The organism is Chimaeribacter arupi (genome assembly GCF_002858805.1).
GTDB classification, from domain to species: Bacteria; Pseudomonadota; Gammaproteobacteria; order Enterobacterales; family Enterobacteriaceae; genus Chimaeribacter; species Chimaeribacter arupi.
Map to the genome: position 1 here is coordinate 103,453 of NZ_PJZI01000001.1, position 13,644 is coordinate 117,096.

11 protein-coding genes and 1 pseudogene are annotated in these 13,644 nt (G+C 57.9%); 2 read left to right on the forward strand and 10 right to left on the reverse strand.

Going from position 1 to position 13,644, the window contains the following annotated elements; genetic code table 11:
* Positions 1-8: 8 nt before the first annotated feature.
* From CYR52_RS00475 to gntT, 4 genes are all read right to left on the reverse strand, one after another.
* Positions 9-2,513 carry a fimbria/pilus outer membrane usher protein gene (locus CYR52_RS00475; protein ID WP_072927541.1) on the reverse strand — a complete coding sequence of 835 codons (2,505 nt, stop codon included), beginning with the start codon at positions 2,511-2,513 and terminating at the stop codon, positions 9-11.
* A 43-nt stretch (positions 2,514-2,556) separates the two neighbouring features.
* Complete coding sequence (locus tag CYR52_RS00480; protein ID WP_241522369.1) at positions 2,557-3,267, reverse strand: fimbrial biogenesis chaperone; 711 nt, start codon at positions 3,265-3,267, stop codon at positions 2,557-2,559.
* A 58-nt stretch (positions 3,268-3,325) separates the two neighbouring features.
* On the reverse strand, positions 3,326-3,883 hold the full coding sequence (locus tag CYR52_RS00485) for a fimbrial protein (RefSeq protein WP_079205186.1): 558 nt from the start codon (positions 3,881-3,883) through the stop codon (positions 3,326-3,328).
* 298 nt (positions 3,884-4,181) lie between these two features.
* Positions 4,182-5,498, reverse strand: a complete 1,317-nt coding sequence (gntT, locus tag CYR52_RS00490; RefSeq protein WP_072927894.1) for a gluconate transporter — start codon at positions 5,496-5,498, stop codon at positions 4,182-4,184.
* Positions 5,499-5,779: 281 nt separating this feature from the next.
* On the opposite strand from gntT, the gene CYR52_RS00495 reads away from it, so the two are divergent.
* Entirely contained in the window at positions 5,780-6,298 is a 519-nt protein-coding gene (locus CYR52_RS00495; RefSeq protein ID WP_072927545.1) for a gluconokinase, read from the forward strand.
* A 47-nt stretch (positions 6,299-6,345) separates the two neighbouring features.
* Here CYR52_RS00495 and gntR read toward each other — a convergent pair whose 3' ends face one another.
* From gntR to CYR52_RS22550, 6 genes are all read right to left on the reverse strand, one after another.
* Positions 6,346-7,341 (reverse strand): gluconate operon transcriptional repressor GntR, encoded by a 996-nt coding sequence (gene gntR, locus CYR52_RS00500; RefSeq protein WP_101827759.1) that lies wholly within the window; start codon positions 7,339-7,341, stop codon positions 6,346-6,348.
* 78 nt (positions 7,342-7,419) lie between these two features.
* Positions 7,420-8,340: a LacI family DNA-binding transcriptional regulator gene (locus CYR52_RS00505; protein WP_101827760.1), complete on the reverse strand. Its 921-nt coding sequence runs from the start codon at positions 8,338-8,340 to the stop codon at positions 7,420-7,422.
* Positions 8,341-8,376: 36 nt separating this feature from the next.
* The gene (locus CYR52_RS00510) at positions 8,377-8,679 is read right to left on the reverse strand and encodes a PTS lactose/cellobiose transporter subunit IIA (protein ID WP_175558133.1); all 303 of its coding nucleotides are present in this window, start codon (positions 8,677-8,679) and stop codon (positions 8,377-8,379) included.
* The gene (locus CYR52_RS00515; protein WP_165699057.1) at positions 8,676-10,109 is read right to left on the reverse strand and encodes a glycoside hydrolase family 1 protein; all 1,434 of its coding nucleotides are present in this window, start codon (positions 10,107-10,109) and stop codon (positions 8,676-8,678) included. Before CYR52_RS00515 ends, CYR52_RS00510 begins: the two co-directional genes overlap by 4 nt.
* Before the next feature lie 37 nt (positions 10,110-10,146).
* Positions 10,147-11,469 (reverse strand): PTS sugar transporter subunit IIC, encoded by a 1,323-nt coding sequence (locus CYR52_RS00520; RefSeq protein WP_072927562.1) that lies wholly within the window; start codon positions 11,467-11,469, stop codon positions 10,147-10,149.
* A gap of 297 nt (positions 11,470-11,766) precedes the next feature.
* A complete protein-coding gene (locus CYR52_RS22550) occupies positions 11,767-11,937 on the reverse strand; it encodes a hypothetical protein (protein WP_165698454.1) in 171 nt (56 codons plus the stop codon).
* A 493-nt stretch (positions 11,938-12,430) separates the two neighbouring features.
* On the opposite strand from CYR52_RS22550, the pseudogene CYR52_RS23130 reads away from it, so the two are divergent.
* Positions 12,431-13,576, forward strand: a pseudogene (locus tag CYR52_RS23130) (BigA/YdbA N-terminal beta-barrel domain-containing protein); the annotation flags it as partial.
* Between the last annotated feature and the right edge of the window lie 68 nt (positions 13,577-13,644).

Here is a 13,644-nt window from a genome sequence, read left to right on the forward strand (position 1 = left end):
CTCTCTGGTTAATGGCAGGTGACGGTTTGCCGCACCACGGCAGCCGATGCGTCGGCCTGTGCCGGGGGCGTGATCAGGGCGCGGCACTGCTCGTAGGCCTCGTCGCCCCATTTCACCCGCAGCGCAGTGCGGTGGTTAATCCCGCTCAGGTAGACTTCGCCCTCTTCACCGACGATGCCGGTCTGCCCGGTGGCACCGTCGACGGCGGCGATAGCGCCGAACGGCACCGGTTTGCGGCCGTAACGCAGGGTCACCAGCATCCGGCTGCCGAGATGGGTATCAAAGTCGGCCAGCACCACCGCCCCCCGGCTGGGGATCACCGTCTGCACCGGTTCCGGGATATCAATGCCGCGTTTGCCCTGGGTATTCAGGGCGACGCGGTTTTTCCGGTAACCGGTCAGGTTCGGCACCACGGCGTAACCGCGGCGGTCGGTATAGAGGCCTTGGGTATTCTCGACTTTCACTCCGGCCGCCCCCGGCGCGCGTACCAGCGCCACGGTTTCCGGCAGGGATTGCGCCAGTGTCACGCCATAGGGGTGCACCACCAGCCCGCCTTGCAGGCTGTAATTCATCTGCCGGTTATCCGGTGATGTGTTGTAGCCCAGGGTGGCCACCCCGCGTGACCCGCGATAAGTGGCCGACGCGCTGCTGCTGGTGCTGCCGTCTTCCGGCGTGACGCTCTGCTGGAGGTTGTAGCTCAGGCGGTCGTCCGCCAGCGCGGTGCCGCTCATGCCCAGTTGGTGGGTGGCGCTCCCGCCCAGCGAGCGGTTCAGGCTGTAATTCGCCCAGGCGTTATGCAGCCATTTCTCCAGCGGCACGCTGAGGGTAAAGGCGATCTGCTTGTCCACCGCCTCGCCGGGGGTTTGGGTCTGGGTGTAGTTCAGCGAGTAGCGCACCTGTTCAATGGACGAATTCACGCCGACACTGATGTTGCGCTCGTGCCCGCCCATCTCCCAGTAATCCTGCTGATAGCCGGAGGCATACAGCGATCCCCATTTCCCCAGCGGCTGGTTGATGGTGAGCTGAAGGCGGCTGCGGCGGGTGTTGCTGTCACGGTAGGCGTAGATGCCCTCTTCCGCGTAACCGGCCCGCCGGTCGGTCGCCTCTTCAAAGGTGTAAAACCCGGCGGTGGAGTAGCGGTAGCTCGCCAGCGTCAGGGAGGTCTGAGTGGTGCTCAGGCTTTTGGCATACTGCGCACGGTAAGAGGTGCCGGCATAGTTGCCGTTGCCGTCATCCAGATCGCTGGTGGCGGCGGTGGCGTCCAGCGAGAGCGAGCCCAGCGAATGCAGGTCAATCCCCAGCCCCAGCGCCGCCGCGTGGTAAAAGTTTGCCCCCTGTGCGCCGCCGTACAGCGTCACGCCACGCGGCAGGCCATAGATCAGCGTCGCCTGCGCCATCTCCGGGGCGGCGTCATTGTCTTCACTGCGGTAGCGGCCACCGGCCAGGCTGTATTTCAGCGCCCCCTGGCGCTGCATGATCGGCACCGAGGCGCTGGCCTGGGTGAAACGGTGCTCGCTGCCGTCTGCCTCCGTGACGGTGACATCCAGATCGCTGCCCGACGACACCTGATTGAGGTCGTTGATTTCAAAGGGGCCAGGCGCAACGTAGGTCTGGTAAATCACATAGCCGTTCTGCTTCACGGTGACTTTGGCGTCACTCTGCGCGATGCCGTGTATCGCCGGTGCAAACCCCTGCTCGCTGAACGGCAGCATGTCGGTGTCGGTTTCCAGCTGGAGTCCGGTCAGCGGCAGGCTGTCAAACACCTCCCCGGCGGTGTAGGTTTCGCCCAGCACAAACTGGCTGCGCCAGGGTTTAATGTCCCGTTGCAGGTAGGTATACCGTGACTGCGGGCCTTCATCACTGCTGTGGCCGGAAGCATGGCGCAGCCGCCAGGCACCGACGTTCAGCCCGGCGTTCAGGTCGAGGTAATGGTTTTCGGTGTCGTCGCCTTGCGCATGGTGTTCACGCGCGCCGCTGTAGTAGTAGTCGAGCAGCAACGCCGGCAGCCCGTCGTCCCACTGCGCCGGGTCGATGTAATCCCTGGCGTGCTGGTCCAGCGCCACCTGCGGGATGCGGATGTCGAGCCGCTGCGTGTCCGGCTGGAATTCGTAGCGTGCACCGGGAATATACCCAGCCAGATCGCCCAGTATTCTGGCATCCGCCACGCGCTTCAGCGCCGGTACGGCTTCTACCTTCACGCCGAAGGTGTGCAGCTCCGCACGGCTGAACTGGGGGATCAGCGCTTTTTTATCGGCTGACACAGCATACTGGACATTCAACTGGCCGAAATAATCATTATTGACATACACCGCCGACAAATAACGGCCGGGCATCAGCGCATTATTATGGATAAAGTGTTTAAGCTCAGCGGTATTTTCCAATGGGGAATTAAATTCCAGCGCATTCAGGTTAAATTCCTCGCTGGCAAAAAGTGTGGGCGCGGCAAATAACAGGCAAATGATCAGCGGGGCGTGCGGAAAGCGCCTTAATAATCTCAAGGTTAACGATGTCATGGTGATTTTCCGCGTTAGACAGCCCCAGGCCAGGTGATAAGGATTATTGGGTTAATGGTTTCGTCCGGCCGCCATAATCGGTAATGGCTGACCAAGTCACCGCACCGTGGGCATTTCCCGGCACGGAATAATTCTGTTCACTGAACGGCGCAATCATCATTGATAACGCCGGCAGGCTATTTTCCGGTGGCGTCACCTGAATACCGCCGACGGTAATATCCTGTAGCGTGATATAAAACGGCGTCGGGTTCGTAACATGCAATGTATTTCCCTGACGGGTAAACGTCAGTTTTTTATACGCCTCCTGTGCGCTTTTATTCGTCAGCGCCGCGGGGCGGTAAAAAAGTTTGATGCGGGTTTTCGCCGCAATCTGTAATTTGCTTTTCTCTTTTACTGCGTCCGGGGTCGCGGCAATCGATTTAATATTCGCCCAGAATACCGATTCCCGATCCTGCGGCAAGGCAGCGGCCGTGCCGGAATAGATAAAATGCAGCTGCATTTCATGTTGTGCGGCCAGCTTAAACAGCGGCGGGGTCACAATAAATGCAGGTTTCCCCTGGTCGTCAAGGTTACTGACCCAGGACTGCACCAGGTGGCTGGCCTCCTGATCGTTATTTTTAACCGGTAACTGCACTTCCTGCTGGTCGGCATTATAGATAATACGGGTTGCGCCCACGACGACACCGGCACTGGCTGCGCCTGAGAGTGCCAGCATCAGCGGCAGCAATAACGCGGTGAAACGGAAATTCATCATGCTTACTCATCATAAAGCAGACACAGAGCACCATGCCCTCTGTGTCTGACAGGCATTATTAAGGGTAATAGACCGTGAAATCCGCAGAAGCGGTAAAATCACCGTTCGTCATGTCGCTGACTGATTTGGTAGAAATTAATTTCGCGGTATAAGAGAACGTTGATTCCCCGCTCTCCGCCAACGTTTTATTATGGGCCGCATCGATGGATGAATCGAATTTCACCTTATCAGTGCTGCCTTTATGATAAACCACAATACCTACCCCTTTACCGGCGCTGCTTTCATCCACCGCCAGTGTGGTATTTGCGCCATCCGTCGGCCCGCTGAACCCGACATTAATGGTGGTGTCCGTCGGGCAATTTTTCAGGATAATATCAAAGTCACGGCTTTCGCTGCCTTCAACCCCAATCTGGTCATTAAAGGTATTCGCCCCCACACTGCTGAATGCCGCCACATTGGTGACGGTATTTGAGGCATCGACTTCACAAGGCGGTGCAATAATTTTCCCGGAGAAATTCACTTTCCCGGTATCGGCAGAATATCCAGATGATGCCATTCCCAGCGCGGCAAATGTCAGGCCGGTTAACAGCGCTGTTTTCTTCAATGTGCTCTTCATGTTGGTGCTTCCCTGTGGGCGTAAGTTTAAAAATGTATGATTAGCTTGATAACGAAAATAGGAATATATTTAGGTTGGCAGGGGAAAGCAAATGAAGGGGTTTCGTAACAGGAACGTATTATTCGCAAGCAATCAATCATCTATGAATCAATTTAATATTAATTAATTCAAAATTAACTAAATTTAAACTCTCATTGTTAAATATAATCAAGGTTAATGATGAGATGAGTTATTCAGATGTAAAAAAAGCGGGCCAATGCCCGCTTTTTTGTACTGCCCGGCGTTATACCGCTCTCCGTTACACCACCATCGACAACAGCAGGCAGCCCGCCAGCCCGCATACCGAGATAATGGTTTCCAGCACTGACCAGGATTTTATCGTCTCGACAATCGTCAGGTTGAAGTACTCCTTGAACAGCCAGAAACCGGGGTCATTCACGTGGGAGAAGATCACGCTGCCGGAGCCGACGGCGATTACCATCAGTTCCGGGCTGACGCCGGTAGTGGCGATAAGCGGTGCGGCAATGCCCCCGGCGGTGATCGCGGCCACGGTGGCGGAACCCAGTGCGATGCGCAGCACGGCAGCGATCGACCACGCCATCACCAGCGGTGATACGTTGCTGCCGCTCATCAGCGCCGCGATGTATTTGTCCACCCCGCTCTCTACCAGCACCTGCTTGAACGCCCCGCCGCCGCCGATAATCAGCAGCATCATGGCGATCAGTTTGATGGAGTCAGTGAGGGTGTCCATCACATCTTCCATCGGGCGGCCACGGTTCAGGCCAAAGGTGAAAATACCGATAAGCACGGCAATCAGCGTTGCCATCACCGGGTCACCAAAGAACTCGGCATACGGCAGCAGCGCGTGGCCTTTCGGCAGCACCATCTCCGCCACGGCGCGCGCAGCCATCAGGATAACCGGCACCAGTGAGGTCGCGACGCTGACGCCAAAGCTCGGCATTTCTGCTTCGGTAAACTCTTTCGGGTTGTACATCCCCTGCGGCACCGGCTTGTCGATACCTTTCAGGAAGCGGGCATAGACCGGCCCGGCCAGGATCACCGTCGGGATGCCGAGCAGCGCGCCGTAAAGCAGGGTTTTGCCCATGTCCGCGTGGAACAGGGTGGCGATGGCCGTCGGGCCGGGGTGCGGCGGCAGAAACCCGTGGGTCACGGAGAGCGCGGCCGCCATCGGCACGCCGACATACAGCAGCGGGATGCGCGCCGAGGCCGCGATGGTAAACACCAGCGGCAGCAGCAGCACAAAGCCCACTTCGTAGAACAGCGCGAAGCCGACGGTGAAGCCGGTGAGCACCACCGCCCACTGGATGTAGTCACGGCCAAACTTGTTGATCAAGGTGGTGGCGATGCGTTGCGCGCCACCGCAATCGGCCAGCAATTTCCCGAGCATGGCACCAAAGCCCATGATCAGCGCCAGGCTGCCGAGCGTGCCGCCTACCCCGGCTTTAATCGCGGCGATCACTTTGTCCACCGGCATTCCCTGCATGATGCCTACCGCCAGTGCGACCAGGATCAGCGAGATAAACCCGTTTAGTTTCAGTTTGATCATGAGTATCAGCAACAGGACAACGCCAATCGCGACAATGACTAAGGGCATAATGTTTTCCACCTTTTTACCGCATTCTCCCCGCAAAACGGGGCGCGTTCATTTTCAGTAAGACGTTTGCCGGTGAGGCGAAACGTTGCAGGTATCAGTTCGCGGGTTACGCGTAAATAATCGGTTCTTTCTGTTATGTAAATGTGAAAAGAGGAGAGTGTTCTATCCTGTGATAGTAGTCACATCTCCCCTTGTTACCGGTATCATGATACCGGTAACATGCTAAGATACGGAACCCGAGTCACTGGCGAAATTCGCATTTTGAGATAGAGATCAAACTTATGGCAGGACACAGCATTATCTTGATGGGCGTTTCAGGCAGCGGTAAAACCACCGTCGGCGCCCGCGTCGCCGGCCTTATCAAGGCCAAATTCATCGATGGCGATGATCTGCACCCGCGCGCCAACATCGATAAAATGGGCAGCGGCACGCCGCTGAATGATGAAGACCGTGCACCCTGGCTGGTCCGCCTGAGCGATGCCGCCTACAGCCTGGCCCACAAAAATGAGAACGGCATTATTGTCTGTTCCGCCCTGAAGCGCCGCTACCGTGATGCGCTGCGCGAAGGCAATGACAAGATGGTGTTTCTCTATCTCAAGGGCAGTTACGACGTCATCCTGCAACGCATGAAGGCGCGAACCGGCCACTTTATGCCGACTGACCTGCTGAAAACGCAGTTCGCCGCGCTGGAAGAACCGGGTGCGGATGAGAAAGACGTGCTGTTTGTGGATATCGACGGGGCGGACATTGATGAAGTGGTGCGCCGCTGCGTCGAGGCGCTTAAAGATTATCAACGTTAATAAACACGCCGCGCAGGCGCCCGGCGGGGCTTACCCCGCCGGGTGGCTCAGATACTGCCGCCCGGCGAGAGCGTAAAGCCGACGTCTATCATGCGCGGCGTCACGGTTTCACCGCGTAACCGCGCCAGCAAGCGCTCCGCCCCAATCTGCCCCATCTTTTCACGCGGCGTGACGACGCTTGCCAGCCGCGGCTCCATCGACTGGCCGATGTCATGGCCGTGGAAGCCTGCCACCGCCATATCCTGCGGGATGCGCAACCCCTGCCGCTGGCACTCAAACACCGCGCCGACCGCCAGATCGTCATTGGTACAGAAGATGCTGTCGATCTCCGGGTACTGCTGCTGCGCCTGGCGCAACAACTCGCCACCGGCAGAATAGGACGACGAGCGCGTGGTCATCACACTGGCGGGCTGTAACCCCGACTCACGCATCGCCTGCTCGTAACCCTGGAATTTAATCAGCGTCCGCTCGTCCTGCCGCGCGCCGAAGTAGACCACGTGGCGGTGGCCGCGGGCGATGATCTGCTGGGTCATCTGGCGCGCTGCCTCAAAGTTATTGAACCCCACCGCCAGATCCAGGCAGGGCGACACGCAATCCATCAGCTCCACCACCGGAATGCCCGCCACCTCAATCATCTTCAGCGTGCGCAGCGTGTGCTGGCGCTCGGAGAGGATCAGCCCGTCAATATTGTAAGAGAGCAGTGAGGTCAGCCGCTGTTCCTCACGCTGCTGATGGTAGCCGTAGTGCGCCAGCATGGTCTGGTAGCCGTGCGCGTCGGTCACGCTTTCGATACCGCGCAACACTTCGGCGAATACCTGGTTGGTCAGGGAGGGCAGCAGCACGCCGATGGCGCGGCTTTTGGCGTTGGAAAGAATATCCGGCGCGCGGTTGGGAATGTAGCCCAGCTCATCCAATGCCGCAGAGATTTTTGCCTGTAATGCCTCGGAAACCTGTTCCGGGTTACGCAGAAAACGGCTCACCGTCATTTTGGTGACGCCGACGCGGTCGGCAACATCCTGAAGCACTGGCCTTTTTTTCTTCATTATCAACGCGCTAAGTAGAGGTGAGCGGGGCGTTAGTGTAGCAAAAAAAATGCCCCGGTGATATTGCGCGCCCGGCGTTCAGGGGGTGATTAAGCGCCCGCGCAGCGGGTCGCTGTTGCCGCCGCCTGCCAGCCGCTCCACCACCTGCCGCGCCAGGGTATCGAGTGAATAGGTAATGGCGGGCAACGGGGGTGCGCCGGGCAGCGTTTGCGAACCGTCGAGGCTGAACACCATCATCTGTTGCGGCACCGCGCGCCGCAGGGCTGCCAGCGCGGCTATCGCCTCCCGCCCCTGGTGATCGTCCGTGACCAGCAACGCATTGCAGCCCGGATCGTGCCTGAGCAGCGTCGCCAGCGCCGTGGCCACCGGCTCATCCACCGTCAGCAGCCGCTGGCGGTGGTAAGGGATCAGGTGGCTTTCCAGCGCCTGCCGGTAGCCGAACAGGGTGTTTTCGGCGGCATCCCCCGCCGGGTAGTTAAGCAAGGCGATGTTGCGCCGCCCCTGCGCCACCAGGTAACGGGTGGCCGTCTCCGCGGCGAAACGGTGGTCAACGCCGATGCTGTTGGCGGTGGGCGGGGCCAGGCAATCGAGCAGCAGCACGTTTTCCGGCAGCGGCGGCAACGTGAAACGCGCGCCGATCACCACCATCGCATCGCACAGCCCGCGCCCCAGCTCACGCACCGCATGGGCCACGCCGTCAGGATCATTGGCGAACCGCAGCAGCAGGTGTTTGTTATGGCGGCGCAACTGCCCTTCCAGCGCATAGAGGTAACCGGTGCCCTGTTGCATATGTTCTGTGGCACAGATGACCCCAACACAGCCGGTGGACTGGCTGGTGAGTGACTGGGCAATCACGTTCGGCTGGTAGCCAAGGATCTCGACGGCCCGCAGCACCGCCTCGCGGCTCTCCTGCCGCACGCCCCGGCTGCCGCTCAGCACCCTGGACACCGTGGCTTTTGAAACCTGCGCCAGCCGTGACACATCATTGATATTGGCCATAGCCTGTTCCCCTTCTGCGGCCGCCCGCGCCGGACGTCAGCGCTGATAAAGCCTGACCATCTCTTCGATCAGTTCGCGCGCCAGAATAGCATTCATCAGGTGATCCTGCGCATGTACCATGATCAGCGTCATCGGCGTTTTGCCCTCCCCTGCGTCCTCCTCAATCAGCTGGGTCTGCACCCGGTGGGCGGCGTGGGCGTAGGTGTCTGCCTCTTTCAGCAGGGCCTGCGCCTGGTCAAAATTGCCTTCGCGGGCGGCATACAGCGCCTCGAAACAGAGGCTGCGCGTCTGCCCGGCGTTGACGATAATTTCCATGACGGTCGTTTCCAGATCTCTCATGATGCCTCTCCCTCAGTGGTGTTGGTGGTGTCAGTAAACCCATTATTGGCAGCCGTGGCCGCAAACCATTCGCCGCTTTTTTTCACCGTGCGCTGCTGGCTGGCGAGGTCGAGCTGCACCAGGCCGTAACGGTTTTTGTAGGCGTTGCACCAGGACCAGTTATCGATAAAGGTCCACATGTGGTAGCCGAGGCAGCGGCTGCCTTCGGCAATACCGCGATGCAGCCAGGTCAGGTGCTCACGCACGAACGCGATCCGGTAATCATCCTGAATCTGCCCCTGTTGCAGGAAGCGCTGCTCGTTCTCCACGCCCATGCCGTTTTCGGAGATAAAGCAGCGCGGGTTGCCGTAGTTTTCCCGCAGGTTGGTCAGGATGTCGTAAATGCCCGGCTCGTAAATTTCCCAGCCACGGTACGGGTTCATCTTGCGCCCCGGCATCTCGTAGCTCTCAAAGAACCATTCCGGCATAAATGGGCTGTCCGGGTTGACCAGGCTGTCGCGGCACTTGATGCGGCGCGGCTGGTAGTAATTGATGCCGAGCAGATCCACCACGCCGCCGGCCAGCAGTTCGCGGTCACCGTCACGGCACTCCGGCAACTGCCCATGCGCCTTCAGCAGCGCCACCAGGTCGTCCGGGTAGTGGCCGCGCAGCGCCGGGTCGAGGAAGCTGCGGTTAAACATCAGATCGGCGATATGCGCCGCCTTCACATCCGCCGGGTTCTGTGAGCGCGGGTAGGAGGGCGTCAGGTTCAGGATAATGCCGATCTGCGCGTCTGTGTGCGCCTGCGGCTGTTGCTGCCAGCGGCGGAAACGGCGCACCGCCTCCGCATGGGCCAGCATGGTGTGGTAGGCAACGGTGGCAGCGCGTTTGAAATCCACCACGTTCGGGTAGTGGAAATCGTAGAGGTAACCGCCCTCGACCGGCACCACCGGCTCATTAAAGGTGAACCAGTGCGCCACCCGATCGCCGAACAGCGCAAAGCAGGTTTCTGCGTAGTCAGCATAGGCGGCCACCACTTCCCGGCTCTCCCAACCGCCCTCCTCCTGCATACACATCGGCATGTCGAAGTGGAACAGGTTGATAAACGGCGTAATGCCCTGCGCCAGCAGCTCATCAATCACCTGGTTGTAGAACGCCACCGCCTGCGGGTTCGGCTCGCCGCGCCCATTTGGCAGCAGCCGCGCCCAGGAGATCGAGGTGCGGAAGCTGTTATGGCCGGTGCGTTTTAACAGCGCGATGTCTTCGCGCCAGTGCTGGTAAAAGGTCGAGGTGGTCTGCGGGCCGACCTGTTGGTGAAAACGCCCCGGCTGCTCGCGGAACCAGCGATCCCAGATGGTTTCGCTTTTGCCGAAGTTCAGGCTCTCGCCCTCGGTTTGCGGCGCCGAGCTGGCGCTGCCCCACCAAAAATTGTCCGGAAACTGATAGTGCATGTTGTCCCTCACGTTACGTTGACGGCAAAAGCCGGAATCACTGGCTGACCGCGACACCTGCGCGTTCCTGTTGGGCGGTTTCCTGCTCCTGACGCAGCAGGGTGCGCTCGTAGGCTTTCAGGAACGGGTAATACATCACCGCGGAAAGCACCATACAGAACAGGCACATAATCACCGGGCTGAAGGCCCAGTTGGCGGCCCAGGAGGCCCCGATCGGCGCTGGGGTGGTCCACGGTGTCAGCGACACCACCTGCGCGACCCAGCCGAGTTTGGTGGCGATGTAGGCAAAGGTGGCATTCAGCATCGGCACCAGGATGAACGGCAGGAACAGCACCGGGTTCATGATAATCGGCGTGCCGAACAGGATCGGTTCGTTGATGTTGAAGAAGCTCGGCACCACGCCCATTTTGCCGATGGTGCGCAGGTGCACCGCCCGGCTGCGCAGCAGCAGGAACGCCAGCGGCAGGGTGGAGCCGACGCCGCCAATCAGCAGGTAATGATCCCAGAAGCCCTGCAAATAGATGTGCGGCAGCGCGCCGCCGGCAGAGAGCGCACTCTGGTTCAGCGCCAGGTTGGTCATCCAGAACGGGTTCATGATGCCGGTGACAATCAACGCGCCGTGGATACCGGCAAACCACAGGATCTGGCAGATCAGCACTGAAATCAGGATGGCCGGCAGGGAGTCTGACGCCGACACCAGCGGGGCCAGCAGGTGCATAATCGCTTCCGGGATGATCATGCCGGTGGTGGACTGGATCAGCAGGTTAAGCGGGTGCAGCGTGGCGACGATGACGATCACCGGGATCAGGATCTCAAAGGAGCGCGCCACGCCGGTCGGCACCTCTTTCGGCAGGCGGATGGTGATGTTGCGCCGCTTCAAAAAGTGGTAGACCTCGGTGCAGTAGATGCCGGTCAGGATGGCGGTAAAAATGCCCTGGCCGGAGAAGTATTGCGTGGAGATCTGGCCGTCATGGTAGGGTGCGGCCACCAGCAAAAAGCCGCTCAGCGCCAGCAGCCCGGTCATGATCGGGTCAAGCTGGTACTGTTTGCCGAGGCTCGAGCCGATGCCGACCGCGATAAAGAAGGTCATCACCCCCATGCTGAGGTTAAACGGCAACATCAGCTGTTCGCGGTAGCGCAGCGAGAAGTCCAGCCAGGCGCGGGCAAAGCCGAGCGTGGTATCGGCGGCAAATGGCGGGAAGATAAACACCAGCATAAACGAGCCGATGATCATAAACGGCAGCGCCGAGGTGAAGCCGTCGCGGATGGCAATAATGTATTTTTGCTGACCCAGTGCACCGGCCAGTGGGGTAATTTTTTGCTCAATTACCTCCACCATCGCCTGATATAACCTGCTCATAACCCTACCCCGTTCAATCGTTCAAAAAGAAGAATCGGGCATGTTACCGCTATGCTGCATGCCATATTCCAGCCACGGCCTTTGGGCCGGGTTCTATTTGAAACAGACATGGAAACCGGTTTCCATCCTCACACCGGGAATTTGGGAGCGCTTTCAAAATTCTGCGAAATGCCCTGTTACCATTGTGAAGTGCTTCACGGATTGCGCTGAAATTTCAACCAGCCTATACACGGCAGGCTAACGGTGGGCAAGATGCGCGCCGGTCAGCGCGCAGAAAGGGGCAGACGCCAGGGGGCATCAGTACTTCATCAACACGACCAGATAGATCCCGCAAATAATCACCGTGACGGCGATAGCGACAATCATCGCGATCCGGCTGTCGGAGTTTTGCTTGTTTTTCCAGTTCACAATGCAGCCGCCGGTAATCAGGCTACAGATCCAGCTCATCACAGCAAATGTCATCAACATAAACGCTTATCTCCTTATTTTTGTTCTCACCAGTCAGTAATGGTAACCCTGTCATAGTGTTAGTTTAGCTGACTCTCCGCGTTGCGTTGGGCGGCGCTGGTTTTCACATAAGCTGCTTTATGAGAAGCAGTAGTGAACAATGCTTCAGTAAATAAAGATGCCGCATGTCACCTGAATTATTATGAGAATCATCTTATGCATTATTCTTAAAAATAGCGGCGTCTTGCCTATTTAATTTTAAATTAATTTAAAGTTGAATTAATTAGATTTTAATAGAAGAAATAAACCAACATTAACCATTGTATTTATTGATAAAAAATAAGTGATTTCCATAAAACCTTATTCCTGACAAATAGCCACCATTACTTTCTTTGTATTAGCATTCCCGCGATTTTTTGTCCTTCGGTGTGATGTTGTTATTTATTTCTGCCTGTTCACGCATGGCAGGCAACCCCTGGTTGAAAATAAGATAAGGAACCGTATGCAACGGAAAATGCTTTCTCTTTGTATCGCCTTCGCTATCAGTACGCAGAGCGTGGCCGCCACCCCGCCTGCGGCGTCAGCGGATTGCCCTGCTGATCTTCAGACGTTAACCAAAGCACAACGGGACGCCCTGCCGGAATCGTGCCGGAAAGTGGCCCCGGCGGCAGCGCATTCAGAGCAAGGCAATGGGGCGCTGTGGGCCACACTCGGCAGCCTCGCTATTGCGGGCGCCGGGGTAGCCATCAGCGCCGCCGCCGGCGGTGGGGGTGATGATTCGCCGTCCGACCCGACCCCTACGCCCTCTAATGACCCTGATAAGACGCTGTTTGTCTATGGCAATGGCGTGACGCTGGATACCCGCGCCAAAACCCTGACCTTTGGTGAGCTGACGGTAAACAACCAAACCTATTACAATACGGCGTTTACCTACACGCCCTATGGCATCGACTACCAGTTAACCTCGCCGGATGGCAAAACGCTGATACTAAACGGATGGTATACATCCTATGGCGACCTGTTGCTGGAAGGCACCTACGGTGATGACAATCTGACGTGGACGTATGACTCCCGCGGCCTCACGCTGAACACCGGCCCGTCCCCAACGCCAGAGCCCACCCCCTACCCGGAACGCCATACCTTCAGTAATGGGGTAAGCGTGGATACTGTCGCTCAAACCCTGACCTTCAATTCATTAACGGTCGACGGCACAACCTATACCAACACCACCCTGCGTTATGAAACTTCCGGCAACGACTACACACTTACTACGCCAGAAGGCCGGCTTATTTACCTGACAGATTGGGGGGTAAGAGATAATGCCGTTTATCTGAGTGGCGTTGGCGATGAGGACGAGCGCAACTGGTCCTATAGTTATTATGGGTATTTGGAGGTTGACCCACCGGTAAAGATTACTTACGACAACGGTGTCACGCTCAATAAAAAGGCCCATACCCTGACTTTTGATTCTCTTTTTCTGAATCACGGCTTTTACCCCAATATCACCTTTACCTATGACACCTATGGCAGCGGCTACCGGCTGACCTCCCCATACGGTAACGTGCTGTACCTGAAAAGGTGGGAAGATTCCTATGGCGACCTGTTGCTGGAAGGCACCTACGGTGATGACAATCTGACGTGGACGTATAACGCTGCCGGCTACATGACACTGGAAAGCGCGGATACATTATCCCGTGGCCGGGCCTCGCCGGTGCTGACTGCCCGCCT